The following is a 22138-nucleotide window of genomic DNA, read 5'->3' on the forward strand; positions in this document are numbered from 1 at the left end:
TGGCTGCCACACCATGTTGCCGGGCAACAAGGGAGACCGTCATTCCCGGTTCAAAGCTCTGCTGAACGATAGCGATCTTTTCCTGTGTAGTACGCCGTCTGCGTTTCTCCGGCCCTAAGACATCAATCATCTGTTCTCCAATGACTAGTCTAAAAACTAGTATTAAGACTATCACTTATTTAAGTGATATTGGTTGTCTGGAGGTTCAGGGGGCCAGTCTACAGGGAAAGATATCGTTACTATAACGTTCACAAACAAGGTTAGAACTCGATATATAGCTGTTACCTGACTATGTTTTCTTATCTTAAATCAAAATCAGCACTCAGTTAAGGAATGATAGCCGCGTCAGTTTATCATTGCCTTTCAATTAGTTACGTAGAAACATGATTAAAAAGCATTAATTAAGGACATTTCAGGTTACATTCGAAAAAATCCTCTATAAATTAATGCAAACAGTCATGGAATTTTATATATACAAAATCATATACAGTTTAATAAAACATATATGAATATCAGTTATATCTATTACTCATTCAGGACGTAAATAACCATAAACTTTACAGGGGTTAGCTAATGGATTTAGAAATTAAGTTTTCATATCATTTTCCTGATGGAATAATTCTTACAGAAGATGGTATTCTTACAAAAGGGAATGAGCAATCTTACATACCTCCGAAAGAGCTTGGCGTATTATTTGTATTGCTTGAATCATCTGGCAATGTTGTATCAAAAGATATGATCATTGAGTCCGTGTGGAAAAATGTGATTGTAAGTGACGAGTCCCTTACACGGTGTATATATTCATTAAGATGTATTTTTGAACGCATCGGTTATACCCGCTGTATAGAAACCATATACAGGAAAGGCTATCGATTCAGTGGGCAAGTTTTCAAAATAAAAGGGAACCAAAATAATGAAGAAGGAAGTACGGTTGCTTTATTTCCATTTACAACGTCTCACAGTCATCATGATCCATTAAAACTAAATCAGGATCTTGTACAACTTATTTCAAACCAAAAAGATGATGACCTTTACATATACCCACTGGCGGCAACCCAGTATTGTATAGATAATAAATCTCAAACAGCTTTTCTGGCCAGATTCAAACCAGATTATTTTATAACTGGAAGAATTAGCCAACATGGAGCATCAAATAGCTTATATGTAGAAGTGATCGATGCAAAAAGCTTTTATCTTGTTGCCAGCACACATCTGCAAGCGGATGATATACAAAAAGTATCACAATTTATAATCAGTAACTTGAATCTGGCTATGAAGAAACCTAAAGCCGCGCAGGAAATGATCAGTCAACGCGATTCTTTTAATGACAATATTTTATCAAAAGAAATGTCTAACGGAAAAAACGCACTGAATGAGTTCACACCTGAAAGTATTGTCAAAGCAATAACAATATTTGAACACCTGAAAAAAAAATACAATATTCCGTCTCTAATAAATGAGTGTCATTGCCTGTTGGCTGAATGCTATATATCCCTGGCTCTTCATGGTATGAACGAGCATAAAGATGCAACTCAAAAAGCATTAGCATTTATAGATAAGGTGTCAGATAAAACTATTTGTGATGGAAAGATTTTAGGGATCATGGGATTGATAACCGGCCTTTCCGGACAAGCAACGACATCACGTATTTTTTTTGAACATGCGCAGACACAAATATTAGATATCGCCGCCTTATACTATTATCGTTCACTGGTAAATATATATAACGATAGAATTGAGGATGCAATTGCTTGTATAGATCAAGCTCTGTTACTTGAACCTAATATGCATAAAGCTGTGGTAATAAAAAAAAGCATTAATGCATATATTTCTGCAACACAGAATAAAAAATACACACTCGTTTATCAAGGAACAGAGAAAGAATGCTATTTAGTTATTATTAATAACATCCAAAAGTTAAAGCAATTGACAAAAACTAACAATAGTATCGATTTTAACAGTCAATATGCAGTAGCGTGAGTCGTGATAATCCTCGACTGGTATAACGAATGCAAACTCGTTTATGACTGTTAATGTCGAGGAGCACACAAGCCCTACTTATTTTTGATTGTTGTTATTTGATTCAACCATACTTGATGTAAGCACATTAAAAGAATGGAAGTTTTCGATAAAAAAAGAAAAATAAATGAGGATATAAAAACTGGAGCGGGCGAAGGGAATCGAACCCTCGTATAGAGCTTGGGAAGCTCTCGTTCTACCATTGAACTACGCCCGCTTTGAGATGCGTAAGGCATTATAAACCTTACGCTCTTCTTAGCAAGTGCCTTGCTACTGACTGCTGATTAATTCACCATCAGCACTTTGGTTTACTGCCCTGTGGCGGCAAGTAGCGCAAAGGATCAATCGCCGTAGCACGGTAACGAATCTGGAAATGTAACCGCACAGATTCAGCATCCGTACTGCCCATCGTCGCTATCTTTTGCCCAGCCTTAACATTTTGCCCATTGTTTACCAGCATCGTGTCGTTATGAGCGTAAGCAGTGATGTAATCTTCACTGTGTTTAATCATGATGAGATTACCGTAGCCACGTAATTGGTTACCGACATACACCACCTTACCGGCGCCGGCTGCATATATTGGCGTCCCGCGCGCTGCAGCAATATCAATCCCTTTATTACCACCATCAGCCATTGAGTAAGGCATGATAACTTTTCCACTCGTTGGCCATAACCAGCAACGTTGTCCGACGGGCGGCCATGAAGATTTCGGAACCACTGGCGGTGGAGTGACTGACGCTGTTTTCGTCGTTGATTTGGCTGTATATTTTCTCGAGCTGCGGTTACTTTTTGCCCCACCAAGCTTCAACTTTTGACCAACTTCGATGGTATAGGGTGGAGAAATGCCGTTGAGTCGGGCAAGTTCTTTTACGCTTGTTCCCGTGGTGCGTGAAATACGATAAAGCGTATCCCCCCGTTTCACGGTGTAAACGGAGCCGGAATACGTTCCTGTGTCTGATGATTTGCTACCAGAACAGCCCGCCAGAAGCAGCCCTGCCGATAACAGCATCACGATACCCAGCGTTTTTTTATTCGGGCGTCCTGCGCTCAAAATCTTTCCTCGCTCAAAAAACAAGACGCTATATCATAGCAGCCACCTGTCAGATACCCAATCCATTGCTCAGAAAATGGATGTACAAATCAAGAATTGTGAATGAATCCATTAGGATAGCGATCCCCCATTTGCACATCATCATAACGCAAAAGAAGGCATCCTGACTGTCGCCTAATATTCATTTATCACAATGATTTTTATCACACTCATATTGATACACAGCCCTCTCTTTCTTTGCTGATAAAAACGCATCATCCCTGGCGTTTTATTAACAACATCACACTTCCCTCCTCCCCCCATGCTTATAGTCGTTTCTGGCGTAATTCTTGCCTGCAAAGACTAAATCATTGCCATAAGAACCAAATGTTCAAATCAAGGGGATTTCTATGGAAGCGCGGGAAGCAACCGCTACAGGTGAATCATGTATGCGCGTAGATGCCATTGCTAAGGTTACCGGGCGGGCACGATATACTGATGATTATGTTATGGCGGGCATGTGTTACGCAAAATATGTACGTAGCCCTATCGCACATGGTTATGCCGTAAATATTGACGATGAAAAAGCCAGAAGCCTGCCGGGCGTACTGGCGATTTTTACCTGGGAAGATGTACCGGATATCCCATTCGCTACGGCAGGACATGCCTGGACACTTGACGAAAACAAACGCGATACCGCCGATCGCGCACTGTTAACCCGCCATGTTCGTCATCATGGTGATGCCGTTGCCATTGTCGTGGCTCGCGATGAGCTCACGGCAGAAAAAGCGGCGCAACTAGTCAGCATTGAGTGGCAAGAATTACCCGTTATCACCACACCAGAAGCGGCACTGGCAGAAGACGCAGCACCAATCCATAACGGCGGCAATTTACTTAAACAAAGCACGATGTCGACGGGCAATGTCCAGCAAACAATCGATGCGGCAGATTACCAGATCGAGGGGCATTATCAGACACCGGTCATTCAGCATTGCCATATGGAAAGTGTGACCTCACTGGCATGGATGGAGGATGACTCGCGAATTACCATCGTCTCCAGTACGCAGATCCCACATATTGTTCGCCGCGTTGTCGGTCAGGCGCTGGATATTCCCTGGTCATGTGTTCGAGTCATCAAACCGTTTGTCGGCGGCGGTTTTGGTAATAAACAGGATGTGCTGGAAGAGCCTATGGCGGCCTTCCTGACCAGCAAGCTCGGGGGCATTCCGGTGAAAGTTTCCCTTAGCCGTGAAGAGTGTTTTCTCGCAACCCGAACCCGCCACGCCTTTACCATTGATGGGAAAATGGGCGTGAACCGTGATGGTACGTTGAAAGGTTATAGTCTGGATGTTCTGTCCAACACCGGCGCTTATGCCTCCCACGGTCACTCCATCGCTTCCGCAGGCGGTAACAAAGTCGCTTACCTTTATCCTCGTTGTGCTTATGCCTACAGTTCAAAGACCTGCTATACCAATCTGCCCTCGGCAGGCGCGATGCGTGGTTATGGCGCACCGCAAGTCGTTTTTGCTGTCGAATCAATGCTGGATGACGCCGCTACCGCGTTAGAACTAGACCCAGTAGAAATTCGTTTACGTAATGCTGCTCGAGAAGGCGATGCAAATCCGCTCACGGGCAAACGTATTTACAGCGCCGGATTACCAGAGTGTCTTGAAAAAGGGCGGAAAATCTTTGAATGGGAAAAACGCCGCGCAGAGTGTCAGAACCAGCAAGGCAATTTACGGCGAGGCGTTGGCGTTGCCTGTTTTAGCTACACCTCTAACACCTGGCCTGTCGGGGTCGAAATCGCGGGCGCCCGTCTGTTGATGAATCAGGATGGAACCATCAACGTGCAAAGCGGCGCTACAGAAATCGGTCAGGGTGCCGACACCGTGTTCTCACAAATGGTGGCAGAAACCGTGGGTGTCCCGGTCAGCGATGTCCGCGTAATTTCGACACAAGACACCGATATTACACCATTCGACCCCGGCGCGTTTGCATCACGTCAGAGCTACGTTGCCGCGCCAGCGTTGCGCAGTGCGGCGCTGCTGCTGAAAGAGAAAATCATCGCTCACGCCGCTGTCATGCTACATCAGTCAGCGATGAATCTGACCCTGATAAAAGGCCAAATCGTGCTGGTTGAAAGACCGGAAGAGTCGTTGTTGTCATTAAAAGATCTGGCAATGGATGCGTTTTATCATCCCGAGCGTGGCGGACAGCTTTCTGCAGAAAGTTCTATCAAAACTACCACTAACCCACCGGCATTTGGCTGCACCTTTGTTGACCTTACAGTCGATATTGCGCTGTGCAAAGTCACTATCAACCGCATCCTCAACGTTCATGATTCGGGGCATATTCTTAATCCGCTACTGGCAGAAGGCCAGGTACACGGCGGGATGGGAATGGGCATTGGCTGGGCGCTATTTGAAGAGATGATCATCGACGCGAAAAGCGGCGTGGTACGTAACCCAAATCTGCTGGATTACAAAATGCCGACCATGCCGGATCTGCCACAACTGGAAAGTGCGTTTGTCGAAATCAATGAACCGCAATCCGCATACGGACATAAGTCACTGGGTGAGCCACCAATCATTCCTGTTGCCGCTGCTATTCGTAACGCGATGAAGATGGCTACCGGTGTTGCAATCAATACACTGCCACTGACGCCAAAACGGTTATACGAAGAGTTCCATCTGGCAGGATTGATTTGAGGATAACATCATGTTTGATTTTGCTTCTTACCATCGCGCGACCACCATTGCCGATGCCATCAACCTGCTGACCCACAATCCGCAGGCAAAACTGCTCGCCGGTGGCACTGACGTACTGATTCAGCTCCATCATCACAATGACCGTTATCGCCATATTGTTGATATCCACAATCTGGCGGAGCTTCGGGGAATTACGCAGGAGGAAAATGGCGCGCTACGAATCGGCTCCGCGACGACATTTACTCAGCTCATTGAAGATCCGTTAACCCAGCATCATCTTCCGGCGTTATGTGCTGCGGCTTCGTCAATTGCCGGACCGCAGATCCGTAATGTCGCTACCTACGGTGGAAATATTTGCAACGGTGCCACCAGCGCAGACTCCGCCACACCAACGCTGATTTATGACGCGAAGCTGGAGATCCACTCACCGCGTGGAGTTCGTTTCGTCCCGATTAATGGCTTTCACACAGGGCCAGGCAAAGTCTCTCTTGAGCATGACGAAATTCTTGTCGCCTTTCATTTTCCGCCACAACCGAAAGAACATGCTGGTAGCGCGCATTTTAAATATGCCATGCGCGACGCAATGGATATTTCAACGATTGGCTGCGCCGCGTATTGTCGGCTGGATAATGGAAGTTTCAGTGAATTACGCCTGGCATTTGGTGTTGCCGCTCCAACGCCGATTCGCTGCCAACACGCCGAACAGGCTGCACAAAACGCGCCACTGAACCTGCAAACGCTGGAAGCCATCAGCGAGTCTGTCCTGCAAGACGTCGCCCCGCGTTCCTCATGGCGTGCGAGTAAAGAGTTTCGTCTGCATCTTATCCAGACGATGACCCAAAAAGTCATTAGCGAAGCCGTCGCTGCGGCAGGGGGAAAACTGCAATGAACCACAGCGAAACAATTACCATTGAATGCGTCATTAACGGTATGCCTTTTCAGCTCCGCGCCGCGCCGGGTATGCCGCTTTCAGAGCTACTCCGTGAACAAGGATTACTTAGCGTCAAACAAGGATGCTGCGTTGGAGAATGCGGCGCGTGTACTGTGCTGGTTGATGGCACCGCGATAGATAGCTGCTTATACCTTGCCTCCTGGGCTGAAGGAAAAGAGATACGCACGCTGGAAGGCGAAGCAAAAGGCGGCAAACTTTCTCATGTACAACAGGCTTATGCGAAATCAGGCGCGGTACAGTGTGGCTTTTGTACGCCCGGGTTGATTATGGCCACCACGGCAATGCTGGCAAAACCACGCGAGAAACCATTAACTATTACGGAAATTCGTCGCGGCCTGGCGGGAAATCTTTGTCGCTGCACCGGTTATCAGATGATTGTGAATACAGTGCTGGACTGCGAGGAAACGAAGTAAAACGAAATCCGGCCTGAATGCAGGCCGGATTTACTGCGGTTACGCACTTAACAATTCATATTTTTTAATCTTACGATAGAGCGTAGCAATGCCGATTCCCAGTTCATCAGCAACTTGCTTCTTGCTGTTATGACGTGAAAGCGCCTCGCGGATCATCTGTTTTTCCATCTCCTCCAGCGCCGTACCACCAGCATCATCAAGTGCCAAATGTGCTTCGCTGGCTTCTGGGCTCTCACTTTGCTCTGTCACGCCGTTATTCACCAGATTGGGCGGCAGGAGTGTGCTGTCAATGACTTCACCTGAAGGAACAACGTTGACCAGATATTCCATCAAATTGCTTAGCTCTCGCAGGTTTCCAGGCCAATAATGCTTACGCAGCAACTCAACAACATCAGGAGCAATGCCAGGATAAACTGACCCCAGACGACGGGTATGCAGATGTAAAAAGTAATGCACCAACAGTTCAATATCTTCCTGACGTTCACGCAAAGGCGGCAACGTTAACGGAATAACATTCAGGCGATAGAAGAGATCCTCACGAAACTTACCTTCAGCAATAAACTGAGCCAAATTCTGGTTAGTTGCAGAAATGATGCGGATGTCGACCTGTATTGGGCTGCTGGCACCAATCGGCAGAATTTCACGCGCCTCAATAGCTCGTAACAATTTTGCCTGCAACATTAATGGCATATCGCCAATTTCATCGAGAAACAGCGTGCCCGTATTCGCCGCCTGAATCAGCCCTGTTTTGCCGTTGGCAGAAGCACCCGTAAAAGCGCCTTTGACATAACCGAACAGCTCACTTTCCAGAAGCTGCTCCGGGATCGCGGCACAGTTGATAGCAATAAAGGGTTTATTCCGTCTTCCACTCAACTTATGAATTGCACGAGCGACAACTTCTTTACCGGTGCCACTTTCCCCGACCACCATTACGCTGGATGGGCTGGGCGCGATACGGCTAATGAGTCGTTTTAATTGCCGCATAACCCGGCATTCACCCACTAATTGTTCAATATGCGGTTCATCAGAAACGTTCGCCACAGAAAAACTGGTATGTGACTGGTGAAACGCCATCAAAAATAACTGTCGCCCCTGGATGTTATGCAACTGACCAATTATTAATTCACTTTTATCATCCCACGAAACGATATGTTGCATATGTCCATGAGTAAAATTACTCTCAAATGTTAATGGTCTGAAACGAATAGGTTTCCCAACCATATTATTTTGAGCAACACCAAGAGTTTTTAATGCAGTCTGGTTAACAAACTGAATACGATTGTCTTCATCGATAACTAACACTCCCTGATCCATATTATCGATCATGGTAGCGAATATTTTACTTATATTATCTCCTGGCCCCTGATCTTCCAGAAGTTTCGAGACAAAAATAGTAGATATATGGCGAACGTAATCTGAAAATTCGCGTAAATTATCACTGATATGTTCTTGTTGCTCATGAGTAACAGCAATCAAACTTATTACTCCGACACAACGATCTTGCAGAATAACGGGCGTGCCCAGGAATGCCTTTTCACGACAATTTTCTTTACTGTCACAACCTTCACAAAGGGGATCGAAGCGAGACTGTGTCACAACCTTTTCGGTTTTTGTTTCCAGGACATAGCGGAGCAAACGTGAATTGCCACTTAGCTGGCGCCCAAGAAACTTCCCATATGCGCCAGTTCCAGCGACGCGACACAAGTTTTCATCAACGATCTCAACCTCAAGCTGCAAAACGCTGGCTAGCATTCTGGCAAAACGCTGAATTGTTGGTTGAATTTGCATCAATACTGACTGCGTAGTAACAAGCTCCATAGCTTTACCTTCCAGAATCACTTAAAAGTCGATCATTGAAGACGTTGATGGTTCACAGGTCATGACGATATTAACTCAGACAAATATAGCTTTGCTAAAAACATAGGATTTTTATCACTTTCTAATGAAATTATGGAAGTGATATCACATTTCTATATCAATATGAGAATTACGGGACTGCATTTATCAAACTGACGACGATTCTCCTCTCCCTTATATCTTATTTACGATACTTAGCAGCAAATAAATAACGGCAGAAAAAAAGCCAATCGTTTCCGTATATTTTTATGCTCCATAGTGCAATGTTAATTTGTGATCAACCCCACACATTACCTGTCAAATTACTCTTTCGCAGCCGCGTAGATAATTCTGGCACACTTATTGTTAGTCCCTGGTATAGCTGTGAAAACACCAATCACTTTGGCAAGTCATAGTGAAATAAACCACTTTGCCTGTCATTCCACTATCGGGACTTTATGATGAAAACTGTTAATGAGCTGATTAAGGATATCAATTCGCTGACCTCTCACCTTCACGAGAAAGATTTTTTGTTAACGTGGGAACAGACGCCAGATGAACTGAAACAAGTACTGGACGTTGCCGCAGCGTTAAAAGCACTGCGTGCTGAAAACATCTCGACCAAAGTCTTTAATAGTGGATTAGGTATTTCCGTATTCCGCGACAACTCCACCCGTACCCGTTTTTCTTATGCTTCCGCGCTTAACCTGCTCGGTCTGGCACAGCAAGATCTTGATGAAGGTAAATCACAAATCGCTCACGGCGAAACCGTTCGTGAAACCGCTAATATGATCTCCTTCTGCGCCGACGCTATCGGTATTCGTGACGATATGTATCTGGGTGCGGGTAACGCCTATATGCGTGAAGTTGGCGCGGCACTCGACGACGGCTACAAACAGGGCGTGCTGCCGCAGCGCCCGGCTTTAGTTAACCTGCAATGTGATATCGACCACCCGACGCAGTCGATGGCTGACCTGGCATGGTTGCGTGAACACTTTGGTTCGCTGGAAAACCTGAAAGGTAAAAAAATCGCCATGACCTGGGCCTATTCACCAAGCTACGGCAAACCGCTTTCTGTTCCGCAAGGCATCATCGGCCTGATGACCCGCTTCGGTATGGATGTCACCCTGGCCCACCCGGAAGGTTACGACCTGATCCCGGATGTGGTTGAAGTGGCGAAAAACAATGCTAAAGCGTCCGGCGGCAGCTTCCGTCAGGTCACCAGCATGGAAGAAGCGTTCAAAGATGCAGACATCGTTTATCCGAAGTCATGGGCACCTTACAAAGTGATGGAAGAGCGTACTGAACTGCTGCGCGCTAACGATCACGAAGGCTTAAAAGCACTGGAAAAACAGTGTCTGGCGCAGAACGCACAGCACAAAGACTGGCATTGTACTGAAGAGATGATGGAGCTGACCCGTGATGGCGAAGCCCTGTATATGCACTGCCTGCCAGCCGATATCAGCGGCGTATCCTGCAAAGAAGGTGAAGTCACTGAGGGCGTATTCGAAAAATACCGTATCGCGACCTACAAAGAAGCCAGCTGGAAGCCTTATATCATCGCCGCGATGATCCTGTCCCGTAAATACTCCAAACCGGGTGCACTGCTCGAACAACTGCTGAAAGAAGCGCAAGAACGCGTGAAATAACCCCTCGGGCCGATCGACAGATCGGCTCTCTATTTACAGAGGCCAAAAGGATAGGATATGTCCGTTTTCTCATTGAAGATTGATATCGCCGATAACAAATTTTTCAACGGCGAAACATCACCGCTCTTTTCGCAAAGCCAGGCAAAACTGGCGCGCCAGTTCCATCAGAAGATTGCTGGCTATCGCCCAACACCGCTTTGTGCGCTGGACGACCTCGCGAACCTTTTTGGTGTGAAGAAAATTCTCGTTAAGGACGAATCAAAACGATTCGGTCTGAACGCCTTCAAGATGCTCGGCGGTGCGTATGCCATCGCTCAGTTACTGTGCGAAAAATATCATCTTGATATCGAAACACTGTCATTTGAACACCTGAAAAAGGCTATCGGCGAAAAAATGACCTTCGCCACCACCACCGACGGCAACCACGGGCGCGGTGTGGCATGGGCAGCGCAGCAACTCGGACAGAATGCGGTGATTTACATGCCGAAAGGCTCCGCTCAGGAACGCGTTGACGCCATTCTGAATCTCGGTGCCGAGTGCATCGTCACCGATATGAACTATGACGACACCGTTCGCCTGACCATGCAACACGCGCAGCAGCACGGCTGGGAAGTGGTACAAGACACAGCCTGGGAAGGCTACACCAAAATCCCAACCTGGATCATGCAAGGCTATGCCACGCTGGCAGATGAAGCTGTCGAGCAAATGCGTGAAATGGGCGTAACCCCGACGCACGTTCTGCTGCAAGCCGGTGTCGGTGCTATGGCCGGTGGTGTGTTGGGTTATCTGGTCGATGTCTATAGCCCGCAAAATCTGCACAGCATTATTGTTGAACCTGACAAAGCTGACTGTATTTATCGCTCTGGCGTCAAAGGCGATATCGTCAACGTTGGCGGCGATATGGCCACTATTATGGCGGGCCTGGCCTGCGGCGAACCTAACCCGCTGGGCTGGGAAATCCTACGTAACTGCGCCACCCAATTCATCTCCTGCCAGGACAGCGTTGCCGCATTAGGTATGCGCGTGCTGGGTAATCCGTATGGCAACGATCCACGCATCATCTCCGGTGAATCTGGCGCTGTCGGTTTGGGCGTTCTCGCGGCGGTTCATTATCACCCGCAACGTCAAAGCCTGATGGAAAAACTGGCGCTGAACAAAGATGCCGTGGTGCTGGTTATCAGCACAGAAGGCGACACCGACGTGAAGCACTACCGCGAAGTTGTCTGGGAAGGCAAACACTCTGTAGCACCTTAATCACCCTATTGGAACTGCTCCCTGCAATACGGGGAGTAAAAAAACTGGAGAAAAATAATGGCTAAGAATATTCCATTCAAACTGATTCTTGAAAAAGCAAAGGATTACCAGGCAGACATGACTCGCTTCCTGCGCGACATGGTTGCGATTCCCAGCGAAAGCTGCGACGAAAAACGCGTAGTGCATCGTATTAAAGAAGAGATGGAAAAAGTCGGCTTCGATAAAGTTGAAATCGACCCGATGGGTAACGTTCTCGGTTATATCGGCCACGGCCCGCGTCTGGTGGCAATGGACGCTCATATCGATACCGTCGGCATTGGCAACATCAAAAACTGGGACTTCGATCCGTACGAAGGCATGGAAACTGATGAGCTGATTGGTGGTCGCGGCACTTCCGACCAGGAAGGCGGCATGGCATCTATGGTTTATGCCGGTAAAATCATTAAAGACCTCGGTCTGGAAGATGAATACACCCTGCTGGTCACCGGTACGGTACAGGAAGAAGACTGCGACGGTCTGTGCTGGCAGTACATTATTGAACAATCCGGCATTCGCCCGGAATTTGTGGTCAGTACTGAACCGACTGATTGCCAGGTATACCGTGGTCAGCGCGGACGTATGGAAATTCGTATAGATGTTCAGGGAGTTAGCTGCCACGGTTCTGCGCCAGAACGCGGTGATAACGCCATTTTCAAAATGGGACCGATTCTTGGCGAATTACAAGAACTCTCCCAGCGTCTGGGCTATGACGAATTCCTCGGCAAAGGCACCCTCACCGTTTCTGAAATTTTCTTTACCTCCCCAAGCCGTTGTGCTGTAGCAGACAGCTGCGCAGTTTCTATTGACCGTCGTCTGACCTGGGGCGAAACCTGGGAAGGCGCGCTGGACGAAATCCGCGCCCTGCCTGCGGTACAGAAAGCCAACGCGGTTGTTTCTATGTACAACTACGACCGCCCTTCCTGGACTGGCCTGGTTTACCCAACCGAATGCTACTTCCCGACCTGGAAAGTGGAAGAAGATCACTTCACTGTTAAAGCCCTGGTGAATGCCTACGAAGGTCTGTTTGGCAAAGCGCCGGTCGTTGATAAGTGGACCTTCTCAACTAACGGCGTATCCATCATGGGTCGTCACGGCATTCCGGTGATCGGCTTTGGCCCAGGTAAAGAACCTGAAGCGCACGCGCCAAACGAAAAAACCTGGAAATCTCATCTGGTGACCTGTGCCGCTATGTACGCTGCAATCCCGTTAAGCTGGCTGGCAACCGAATAATTATTCTTAACTTATTCCCCTCCGGTTCGCCGGAGGGTTTTTGGAGTTTGCTATGCGCGTATTGATCAAAAACGGCACTGTCGTTAACGCAGATGGACAAGCCAAACAGGATTTGTTGATTGAAAGCGGGATTGTTCGCCAGTTGGGCACCGATATTTCGCCGCAGCTCCCTTATGAAGAAATTGATGCCACTGGCTGTTACGTTATCCCTGGCGGCGTCGATGTCCATACACATTTCAATATTGATGTCGGCATTGCGCGCAGTTGTGATGATTTTTTTACCGGTACTCGCGCAGCCGCGTGTGGCGGTACAACAACCATTATTGACCATATGGGATTTGGCCCAAACGGTTGTCGGTTACGCCATCAACTGGAAGTTTATCGCGGTTATGCCGCCCATAAAGCGGTCATCGACTACAGCTTTCACGGTGTAATTCAGCATATTAATCACGCCATCCTCGACGAAATTCCGATGATGGTCGAAGAAGGACTGAGCAGTTTTAAACTCTATTTAACCTATCAATATAAACTCAACGATGACGAAGTGTTGCAAGCATTACGCCGCTTGCATGAGTCCGGCGCCCTGACCACTGTGCACCCGGAAAATGACGCAGCTATCGCCAGTAAGCGGGCGGAGTTCATCGCCGCCGGGCTAACCGCTCCGCGCTATCACGCATTGAGTCGACCTCTGGAATGCGAAGCAGAAGCTATCGCCCGCATGATTAACCTGGCGCAACTTGCCGGCAATGCCCCACTCTATATCGTCCATCTGTCTAACGGCTTAGGTCTGGATTATCTGCGTCTTGCCCGTGCGAATCACCAGCCAGTCTGGGTTGAAACCTGCCCACAATATCTTCTGCTGGACGAACGCAGTTACGATACAGAAGACGGAATGAAATTTATCCTTAGCCCGCCGCTGCGCAACGTTCGTGAGCAGGACAAGCTGTGGTGCAGCATCAGCGATGGTGCGATTGACGTGGTAGCGACCGATCATTGCACCTTCTCGATGGCTCAACGCCAGCAAATTTCTAAAGGCGATTTCAGTCGCTGCCCAAATGGCTTACCCGGTGTGGAAAATCGTATGCAATTGCTGTTTTCCAGCGGCGTAATGACCGGACGTATCACCCCGGAACGTTTTGTTGAGTTAACCAGTGCGATGCCCGCCAGGCTGTTTGGCCTGTGGCCACAAAAAGGATTGTTAGCGCCCGGTTCCGATGGCGACGTGGTGATTATCGATCCACGCCAGAGCCAACACATTCAACATCGCCATCTCCACGACAATGCCGACTATTCTCCCTGGGAGGGCTTTACCTGTCAGGGCGCGATTGTCAGAACCTTATCCCGTGGTGAAACGATTTTCTGCGACGGAGCCTTTACAGGCAAAGCCGGACGTGGTCGTTTCCTGCGACGCAAACCGTTTGTCCCTCCCGTGCTCTAACCACTGCCAGGGATCTATACACAATCAAGAATGATGAGTGAGGAAAAATGAGTAAGAAAATTGTTCTCGCCCTCGGCGGGAATGCGCTGGGCGACGATCTGGCCGGACAAATGAAAGCGGTAAAAATTACGTCTCAGGCAATTGTTGATTTAATTGCCCAGGGACATGAAGTTATCGTCACTCATGGTAATGGACCGCAGGTAGGCATGATTAACCAGGCATTCGAAGCTGCCGCAAAAACTGAAGCGCACTCGCCGATGCTGCCGATGTCTGTCTGTGTTGCGTTAAGTCAGGGATATATTGGTTACGATCTGCAAAATGCCTTAAGGGAAGAGCTGCTTTCTCGTGGTATTAATAAACCTGTAGCAACGCTGGTTACTCAGGTCGAAGTCGACGCTAACGATCCGGCATTCCTCCACCCGACCAAACCGATCGGATCGTTCTTTACCGAGCAGGAAGCCGAGCAACTGACAAAACAGGGTTACACCCTGAAAGAAGACGCGGGTCGTGGCTATCGTCGTGTAGTAGCCTCACCGAAGCCTGTTGATATTATTGAAAAAGAAACGGTTAAAGCTCTGGTAGATGCAGGCCAGGTGGTGATCACCGTTGGCGGTGGCGGTATTCCTGTGATTCGTGAAGGCAATCATCTGCGCGGTGCCAGCGCGGTTATCGATAAAGACTGGGCCAGCGCCCGTCTGGCAGAAATGATCGATGCCGATATGCTGATCATTCTGACTGCGGTAGAAAAAGTGGCCATTAACTTCGGTAAAGAGAATGAGCAGTGGCTCGACCGCCTGTCATTGGCCGATGCAGAACGCTTTATCGAAGAAGGTCATTTTGCGAAAGGTTCTATGCTGCCGAAAGTGGAAGCTGCCGCCTCGTTTGCTCGCTCTCGCGCAGGTCGCGAAGCACTGATTACCGTGTTGAGCAAAGCGAAAGAAGGGATTGAAGGCAAAACCGGAACGGTGATTTGTCAGTAAGTTAAAGGCCGGATGGGTAATACCATCCGGCCGTTTTCATTTAAGCCACTTCCAGCACTTCTTCTGTCGCTTTAACGCCCTGATGCATCAACATCATTAACGCCTCAAGTACGCCGCCGCCAATCGCCCTGGCTTTATCTGAAACACTGGTAAAATCAGCCGTTTCACCACGAGGGTCAATATCACCAATTTTAAAACCACCGACCACAGCCAGTCCGTCGTTCAACAAGCCACGTACCATCCCCGTCAACGGCGCTTTAATTTCATGCTCGCCAATCCAGGCAATCACATCACCCTCTTGCACCAGATCGCCTAATTTCACGTTGGAACGCATGATACCTGCCGCCGGAGCGCGAATAACTCGCCGGGTGGTATGCCCCATGATATTACCGGGAACACCTGTATTTTCCTGTGCGCAGCCGGAGTAAATCACCTGACCGAGCCAGTGCCCACGATTCGTTTCAATCACCGCATGACAATCTTTACCTGCGGTAAAGCCCGGCCCAAGCGCGATCGTCACTGGCGCCATATCTGCACGCGTACCCAAATTCTGTTCCGCAAGAATAGCGTCCACAACGCAAAGCGGTTTCAGTTCATCAAGCAGTGAACAGGCAGGATCTACCATCACCGGGATGAACCCGCGTTCGGTAAGTTTCATCGCCTCCGCAGAGCTGGTTGCCAGGCAGGCAGTGACGCCTTCGACCGTCATTTCGCCGTCGAACACGGCTTGGGCAAACGCCACGGTACAACGAATCACCGTTGGCTTTTCCACTTCCAGCATGATCACTTTGAACCCCGCATGATACAGACGCAGCGCCACACCACTGGCGATATCCCCCGCACCGCGAATCACCACCAGTTGGTGCCCGGAAGGATGCGTAGGTTTCATCATCAGCCCACCCGGCGCGTTATTTTTCACCTGTAATATTTCTGCCAGCACGCTGATGGCTATCTCCTGCGGCGTTTCCGCACCAATGTTGTAACCAACCGGCGCATGTAAACGGGCAATATGTTCTTCAGCCACGCCTTTCTCGCGCAACTGACGCAGGAAAAGCTGCACCTTGCGGCGACTTGCCAGCAAACCCAGCCATGCAATAGGCTGCTCAATGAGTTTATCGAGGGCTTCACGATCCTGATTATTCGTGGCAATCAGGACAAAATTATCAGGGCGAATCTCCAGTGCTTCTACTGCCGCGCCAAACGAATCGGCATGGAGAAGCGTAGTTGACGGCGGAAAAAGTTCAGGATTGAGGCTTTCGCGATAAATATCGGCAACGGCGATATCAAACCCTAATAACGCGGCACTCTGGGCTATCGCCCGGTTGACATGCCCCGCGCCGATCAACACCAGACGTGGTCGCATACCATGTACGCTGATAAACACTGACATTGCGCCTCCGCAATCTGACCCGACGGCATCCGCGCCGTTACGAGCCATGCGCCCGTGGAATAATCGCGGCTTACGTTCCTGCAATGCCTGAAGCGACTCTTCAATCACCTTCCGCTCAACCATTCCGCCGCCAATTGTGCCGACGATAGAACCATCGGCACGCACTAACATTTGTGCAGAATGACGGGGTGTAGAACCTCGGCTATCAACAATTTGCGCCATCGCAAACGGACAATTTTGCTCTTCGAGTTTTGCAGCCTCTGTGAAAATATTCATACCAACCTCAATGGATATCCTTTCAGTAACCCGGAATGCCCGAGCTGCTAATTCACAAATCTGCGCGCGATTGCAGGATGTTCTTGTATATCGCCCAGCCAGATTGCCTCTACGTCATGTTGTTGCAGCGGTTTGAGTAGCTCGCTTTGCGCAATCGCATTCTCACATTGAGAAAAACGGTTAATGAACCAGACTCGCCGACAGCCTTGCGGTACGTTTTTAAACGCGCCCTGCGGATGGCGAACCCGCGCAACGAGATCGCTAAGTTGCAAGGTTGCATCTGGTGTTAACCCAGTAATATCAGCAAACTGCGACCAGCGATGGACATTTTCGGCGCCAACTTTAGCGCCCAAAATATGCCCTCCCATCACAGCAATCACGCAGCAACTGCTTTTGGGTATGCAAGGTTCGTGCTCATCCGGCGCTTTTAACGGCATTCCACGCGAGCCATCTGCCTCAATGAGAATTACGTCACATTCTGGTCGTTGCGCCAGTACATCAATGGTATCTGGCGTAAATCCCTGCGCTTTTCCCTGTTTCGCTTTGAAGCGGTGAAAACAAAATGCAATGGGGGATGTGAGAGACGCATGAGGAAGCATGGCGGGATCGCGACAGAAAACCACGGGCCAGTGAGACGTTGGTATAAACATATGTGTCGTCGTCGTGATTAACACGCGCCTGCCACTAGACTGAAGTAACTCTGCCAGCCAAAAAAGCAGACTGGTTTTTCCCCCAGCACCAACAACAGAAATGACTGCCGGAGCGTTCTGCACGCCTAAATCAATGAATAATGCTGATGGGTCAATTATACTTTTCACGAGTCTTCATAGACCTCTCTGGGATAAATTAACCCACAAATTCATTAACCAGGAAGTAACGCAATTTTCAGGCGTTATTAACCGATATAAATAATGGAATCACTATGTCAGCCATCGACTGTATAATTACCGCTGCTGGATTATCATCAAGAATGGGACAATGGAAAATGATGTTACCCTGGCAACAGGAAACAATTCTTGATGCAAGTATCAAAAACGCGTTGCAGTTTTGTAGTCGAATTATTTTAGTTACGGGTTTTCGCGCTAATGAACTGCATCATCGCTACGAGAACACTGACAATATTACTCTTATTTATAATCCAGATTATGAGCAGGGCTTACTGACCTCGGTGAAGGCTGCTGCTCCCGAAGTGCAAACCGAACATTGCTTTATTACTCATGGCGACATGCCGAGCATTAATGCAAATATTTTCAATAAAATCTGGAAGTTACGCAATGACGGCGCAATACTCCCACTCCACAATGGCATTCCTGGTCATCCCATTTTAATCTCAAAGTCGAGTCTGATGCAGGCTATCCAACGCCCCAACGTGACCAATATGCGTCAGGCATTGCAAATGGGTGAGCATTATTCCGTCGAAATAGAAGATGAAGAAATAATTTTAGATATTGATACCCCCGAGGACTTTATTTATGCGCAAAAGCGGCATACTAAATTTTAGAAAATCAGGTTAAACGATTGCGTTCAAATATTCATTCCACTCAGCTCGTTTTTATCATAATGATAAGGAGTCACTGATTTTGAGAAATGAGAAAAAATGATAAAAGCCCTGACAATAATAAATCTCAGTAGTGATTTTAATTCTCATTTAGCACCTGTGAGATCATTCACAAAAAACCATTAAGTTTCGAGGCGCCTCACATTTTTTTATATTTCAGGACCAACCTGGCAATAGTGGTGCGATTGTTGCTCTGTCTCCTTAAACCACCGGATTTATCAATACCGGTTACTCAATGATATCTGTATAAGCTAAGGAGAGGGTTATGGGGGATATTATGCGTCCCATTCCGTTTGAGGAACTTTTGACGCGCATATTTGATGAATACCAACAACAACGCTCAATCTTTGGTATTCCTGAGCAACAGTTTTACTCACCCGTAAAAGGTAAATCTGTCGGCGTCTTCGGTGAAACCTGTGCCACCCCCGTCGGCCCTGCCGCTGGTCCGCACACGCAACTCGCGCAAAACATCGTCACCTCCTGGCTGACTGGCGGACGCTTCATCGAACTAAAAACCGTCCAGATTCTTGATCGTCTGGAGCTGGAAAAGCCTTGTATCGACGCCGAAGATGAGTGCTTTAACACCGAATGGTCCACCGAATTTACCCTGCTTAAAGCCTGGGATGAATACCTCAAAGCCTGGTTTGCCCTGCATCTTCTCGAAGCGATGTTCCAGCCTTCTGACTCCGGTAAATCGTTCATCTTTAATATGAGCGTCGGTTACAACCTCGAAGGCATTAAGCAGCCGCCGATGCAGCAGTTCATCGACAATATGATGGACGCATCTGACCATCCGAAATTCGCTCAATACCGCGATACGCTGAATAAACTCCTCCTCGATGACGCATTTTTAGCCCGTCACGGATTACAAGAAAAACGTGAAAGCTTGCAGGCCTTGCCAGCCCGTATCCCCACCAGCATGGTACAAGGCGTTACCCTCTCCACCATGCACGGCTGCCCTCCGCATGAAATCGAAGCCATTTGCCGCTACATGCTGGAAGAAAAAGAGCTGAACACCTTTGTGAAACTCAACCCGACCTTACTGGGGTACGCGCGTGTTCGTGAGATTCTTGATGGATGTGGATTCGATTACATCGGCTTAAAAGAAGAGTCATTTGATCACGACCTCAAGCTGACGCAGGCGCTGGAAATGCTGGAACGCCTGATGGCTCTGGCAAAAGAAAAATCACTCGGCTTTGGCGTCAAACTGACTAACACTCTCGGCACCATCAATAACAAAGGCGCACTGCCTGGTGAAGAGATGTATATGTCCGGCCGTGCGCTGTTCCCGCTCTCTATCAATGTCGCAGCAGTTCTGTCCCGCGCCTTTGACGGCAAACTGCCAATTTCTTATTCCGGTGGTGCCAGCCAGCTGACTATCCGCGATATTTTCGATACTGGCATTCGCCCAATCACCATGGCAACCGACTTGCTGAAACCAGGCGGCTATCTGCGTTTAAGTGCCTGTATGCGCGAGCTGGAAGGCTCCGACGCCTGGGGACTTGACCACGTTGACGTGGAACGACTGAGCAAGCTGGCCGCAGATGCGCTGACCATGGAATACACCCAGAAACACTGGAAGCCAGAAGAGCGGATAGAAGTGGCAGAAGACCTGCCGCTGACCGACTGCTACGTTGCCCCCTGTGTCACTGCCTGCGCCATCAAACAGGATATTCCGGAATACATTCGACTGTTGGGCGAACATCGTTATGCCGACGCGCTGGAACTCATCTACCAACGTAATGCCCTGCCCGCCATTACTGGTCACATTTGCGATCACCAGTGCCAGTACAACTGTACCCGCCTGGATTACGACAGTGCGCTGAATATCCGCGAACTGAAAAAAGTCGCCCTGGAAAAAGGCTGGGATGAATACAAACAACGCTGGCACAAACCAGCGGGTTCTGGTTCTCGCCATCCGGTTGCCGTCATTGGCGCGGGTCCTGCGGGTCTGGCTGCAGGTTACTTCCTTGCCAGAGCGGGGCATCCGGTCACACTGTTTGAACGCGAAGCTAACGCCGGCGGCGTGGTGAAAAATATCATTCCCCAATTCCGTATTCCTGCTGAGTTGATTCAGCACGATATCAATTTTGTTGCCGATCACGGCGTGAAATTTGAGTATGACTGCTCACCGGATCTGACCGTCGAACAGTTAAAAAATCAGGGTTTCCACTATGTTCTGATTGCCACCGGCACCGATAAAAACAGCGGTGTGAAACTGGCTGGCGACAACCAGAATGTCTGGAAATCCCTCCCCTTCCTGCGTGAGTACAACAAAGGAACGGCGCTCAAGCTGGGCAAACATGTGGTGATTGTCGGTGCGGGTAACACCGCAATGGACTGCGCCCGCGCGGCATTACGCGTGCCGGGCGTAGAAAAAGCGACTGTCGTTTACCGTCGTTCACTGCAAGAGATGCCAGCATGGCGCGAAGAGTATGAAGAAGCACTACACGATGGCGTAGAGTTCCGTTTCCTCAATAACCCAGAACGTTTTGATGCGGATGGCACCTTAACGTTGCGCGTCATGTCGCTTGGCGAACCTGATGAGAAAGGTCGCCGCCGTCCGGTTGAAACCAGCGAAACGGTAACGCTGCACGTAGACAGCCTGATCACCGCCATTGGCGAACAGCAGGATACTGAAGCCCTGAATGCGATGGGCGTGCCGCTGGACAAAAACGGCTGGCCTGATGTCGACCATAACGGTGAGACCCGCCTGACTGACGTCTTTATGATCGGTGACGTACAGCGCGGACCGTCCTCTATCGTTGCCGCAGTTGGCACCGCTCGTCGGGCTACCGATGCCATCCTTAGTCGGGAAAATATTCGCTCCCACCAGAACGATAAACACTGGAACAACGTCAACCCGGCGGAAATCTACCAACGTAAAGGTGATATCTCAGTCACCCTGGTGAACAGCGACGATCGCGACGCGTTTGTCGCCCAGGAAGCCGCTCGCTGCCTTGAATGTAACTACGTTTGCAGCAAGTGTGTAGATGTCTGCCCGAACCGCGCCAACGTCTCAATTGCCGTCCCTGGCTTCCAGAACCGTTTCCAGACGCTGCACCTTGACGCTTACTGCAACGAATGCGGCAACTGCGCCCAGTTCTGCCCGTGGAACGGTAAACCGTACAAAGACAAAATCACCGTCTTTAGTCTGTCGCAAGACTTTGATAACAGCAGCAATCCAGGCTTCCTGGTGGAAGATGAGCGTGTACGTGTCCGTCTGAATAACCAGAGTTGGGTGTTGAACATCAATAGCGAAGGTCAGTTCGACAACGTACCGCCAGAGCTGAACGATATGTGCCGCATTATCAGCCATGTCCACCAGTATCATCATTATCTGCTGGGCCGCGTGGAGGTGTAATC

16 protein-coding genes and 1 tRNA gene are annotated in these 22138 nt (G+C 48.7%); 11 read left to right on the top strand and 6 right to left on the bottom strand.

Annotation, left to right across the window (positions count from 1 at the left end; genetic code table 11):
- Positions 1-130: IS3 family transposase (locus A7589_RS16460; protein ID WP_000567664.1), on the bottom strand; the 130-nt coding region annotated here is incomplete at its 3' end.
- A gap of 443 nt (positions 131-573) precedes the next feature.
- On the opposite strand from A7589_RS16460, the gene A7589_RS16465 reads away from it, so the two are divergent.
- Positions 574-1980: a winged helix-turn-helix domain-containing protein gene (locus A7589_RS16465; protein ID WP_108188925.1), complete on the top strand. Its 1407-nt coding sequence runs from the start codon at positions 574-576 to the stop codon at positions 1978-1980.
- A gap of 182 nt (positions 1981-2162) precedes the next feature.
- Here the strand turns inward: A7589_RS16465 and A7589_RS16470 are convergent.
- Positions 2163-2236: transfer RNA gene (locus tag A7589_RS16470), tRNA-Gly, on the bottom strand.
- A 78-nt stretch (positions 2237-2314) separates the two neighbouring features.
- On the bottom strand, positions 2315-3070 hold the full coding sequence (actS, locus tag A7589_RS16475; protein WP_010349361.1) for an amidase activator ActS: 756 nt from the start codon (positions 3068-3070) through the stop codon (positions 2315-2317).
- A 389-nt stretch (positions 3071-3459) separates the two neighbouring features.
- Here actS and xdhA point away from each other — a divergent pair, with 389 nt between their 5' ends.
- From xdhA to xdhC, 3 genes are read left to right on the top strand one after another with little or no spacing between them, the layout of a single operon-like run.
- Positions 3460-5757, top strand: a complete 2298-nt coding sequence (gene xdhA / locus A7589_RS16480) for a xanthine dehydrogenase molybdenum-binding subunit XdhA (RefSeq protein ID WP_000388090.1) — start codon at positions 3460-3462, stop codon at positions 5755-5757.
- Positions 5758-5767: 10 nt separating this feature from the next.
- The gene (gene xdhB / locus A7589_RS16485) at positions 5768-6646 is read left to right on the top strand and encodes a xanthine dehydrogenase FAD-binding subunit XdhB (protein WP_000459214.1); all 879 of its coding nucleotides are present in this window, start codon (positions 5768-5770) and stop codon (positions 6644-6646) included.
- Positions 6643-7122 (top strand): xanthine dehydrogenase iron sulfur-binding subunit XdhC, encoded by a 480-nt coding sequence (xdhC, locus tag A7589_RS16490; RefSeq protein ID WP_001016616.1) that lies wholly within the window; start codon positions 6643-6645, stop codon positions 7120-7122. The genes xdhB and xdhC overlap by 4 nt, the downstream gene beginning before the upstream one ends.
- Before the next feature lie 39 nt (positions 7123-7161).
- Here xdhC and A7589_RS16495 read toward each other — a convergent pair whose 3' ends face one another.
- A complete protein-coding gene (locus A7589_RS16495) occupies positions 7162-8940 on the bottom strand; it encodes a sigma-54 interaction domain-containing protein (RefSeq protein ID WP_000424616.1) in 1779 nt (592 codons plus the stop codon).
- A gap of 479 nt (positions 8941-9419) precedes the next feature.
- Between A7589_RS16495 and ygeW the strand changes: the two genes are divergently transcribed.
- The 5 genes from ygeW to arcC are packed head-to-tail and all read left to right on the top strand — an operon-like array spanning position 9420 to position 15548.
- Positions 9420-10607: a knotted carbamoyltransferase YgeW gene (gene ygeW, locus A7589_RS16500; RefSeq protein ID WP_001360948.1), complete on the top strand. Its 1188-nt coding sequence runs from the start codon at positions 9420-9422 to the stop codon at positions 10605-10607.
- A 57-nt stretch (positions 10608-10664) separates the two neighbouring features.
- Positions 10665-11861 (top strand): diaminopropionate ammonia-lyase, encoded by a 1197-nt coding sequence (gene dpaL / locus A7589_RS16505; RefSeq protein ID WP_000110483.1) that lies wholly within the window; start codon positions 10665-10667, stop codon positions 11859-11861.
- A gap of 57 nt (positions 11862-11918) precedes the next feature.
- The gene (locus tag A7589_RS16510) at positions 11919-13130 is read left to right on the top strand and encodes a YgeY family selenium metabolism-linked hydrolase (protein WP_001107125.1); all 1212 of its coding nucleotides are present in this window, start codon (positions 11919-11921) and stop codon (positions 13128-13130) included.
- Between the two features lie 52 nt (positions 13131-13182).
- Positions 13183-14568, top strand: a complete 1386-nt coding sequence (gene hyuA / locus A7589_RS16515) for a D-phenylhydantoinase (protein ID WP_108188926.1) — start codon at positions 13183-13185, stop codon at positions 14566-14568.
- Positions 14569-14615: 47 nt separating this feature from the next.
- Entirely contained in the window at positions 14616-15548 is a 933-nt protein-coding gene (gene arcC, locus A7589_RS16520) for a carbamate kinase (RefSeq protein ID WP_000037980.1), read from the top strand.
- A 40-nt stretch (positions 15549-15588) separates the two neighbouring features.
- On the opposite strand, the gene yqeB is transcribed toward arcC, so the two are convergent.
- Both yqeB and yqeC read right to left on the bottom strand, forming a co-directional pair.
- Positions 15589-17214 (bottom strand): selenium-dependent molybdenum cofactor biosynthesis protein YqeB, encoded by a 1626-nt coding sequence (gene yqeB / locus A7589_RS16525; protein WP_108188927.1) that lies wholly within the window; start codon positions 17212-17214, stop codon positions 15589-15591.
- A 47-nt stretch (positions 17215-17261) separates the two neighbouring features.
- On the bottom strand, positions 17262-18032 hold the full coding sequence (yqeC, locus tag A7589_RS16530) for a selenium cofactor biosynthesis protein YqeC (protein WP_108188928.1): 771 nt from the start codon (positions 18030-18032) through the stop codon (positions 17262-17264).
- A 104-nt stretch (positions 18033-18136) separates the two neighbouring features.
- Here yqeC and mocA point away from each other — a divergent pair, with 104 nt between their 5' ends.
- Both mocA and ygfK read left to right on the top strand, forming a co-directional pair.
- A complete protein-coding gene (mocA, locus tag A7589_RS16535; protein WP_108188929.1) occupies positions 18137-18715 on the top strand; it encodes a molybdenum cofactor cytidylyltransferase in 579 nt (192 codons plus the stop codon).
- Between the two features lie 322 nt (positions 18716-19037).
- Positions 19038-22136: a putative selenate reductase subunit YgfK gene (gene ygfK / locus A7589_RS16540; protein ID WP_021551325.1), complete on the top strand. Its 3099-nt coding sequence runs from the start codon at positions 19038-19040 to the stop codon at positions 22134-22136.
- The last annotated feature ends 2 nt before the right edge of the window (positions 22137-22138 follow it).

Source organism: Escherichia sp. MOD1-EC6475 (assembly GCF_003046645.1).
Lineage (GTDB): Bacteria > Pseudomonadota > Gammaproteobacteria > Enterobacterales > Enterobacteriaceae > Escherichia > Escherichia ruysiae.

What these genes read in the sequence shown, in the direction of transcription:
- A7589_RS16465 (WP_108188925.1), top strand. Translation starts at nt 574, where the DNA reads ATGGATTTAGAAATTAAGTTTTCATATCATTTTCCTGATGGAATAATT.
- xdhA (WP_000388090.1), top strand. Translation starts at nt 3,460, where the DNA reads ATGGAAGCGCGGGAAGCAACCGCTACAGGTGAATCATGTATGCGCGTA.
- xdhB (WP_000459214.1), top strand. Translation starts at nt 5,768, where the DNA reads ATGTTTGATTTTGCTTCTTACCATCGCGCGACCACCATTGCCGATGCC.
- xdhC (WP_001016616.1), top strand. Translation starts at nt 6,643, where the DNA reads ATGAACCACAGCGAAACAATTACCATTGAATGCGTCATTAACGGTATG.
- A7589_RS16495 (WP_000424616.1), bottom strand. Translation starts at nt 8,940, where the DNA reads ATGGAGCTTGTTACTACGCAGTCAGTATTGATGCAAATTCAACCAACA.
- ygeW (WP_001360948.1), top strand. Translation starts at nt 9,420, where the DNA reads ATGAAAACTGTTAATGAGCTGATTAAGGATATCAATTCGCTGACCTCT.
- dpaL (WP_000110483.1), top strand. Translation starts at nt 10,665, where the DNA reads ATGTCCGTTTTCTCATTGAAGATTGATATCGCCGATAACAAATTTTTC.
- A7589_RS16510 (WP_001107125.1), top strand. Translation starts at nt 11,919, where the DNA reads ATGGCTAAGAATATTCCATTCAAACTGATTCTTGAAAAAGCAAAGGAT.
- hyuA (WP_108188926.1), top strand. Translation starts at nt 13,183, where the DNA reads ATGCGCGTATTGATCAAAAACGGCACTGTCGTTAACGCAGATGGACAA.
- arcC (WP_000037980.1), top strand. Translation starts at nt 14,616, where the DNA reads ATGAGTAAGAAAATTGTTCTCGCCCTCGGCGGGAATGCGCTGGGCGAC.
- yqeB (WP_108188927.1), bottom strand. Translation starts at nt 17,214, where the DNA reads ATGAATATTTTCACAGAGGCTGCAAAACTCGAAGAGCAAAATTGTCCG.
- mocA (WP_108188929.1), top strand. Translation starts at nt 18,137, where the DNA reads ATGTCAGCCATCGACTGTATAATTACCGCTGCTGGATTATCATCAAGA.
- ygfK (WP_021551325.1), top strand. Translation starts at nt 19,038, where the DNA reads ATGGGGGATATTATGCGTCCCATTCCGTTTGAGGAACTTTTGACGCGC.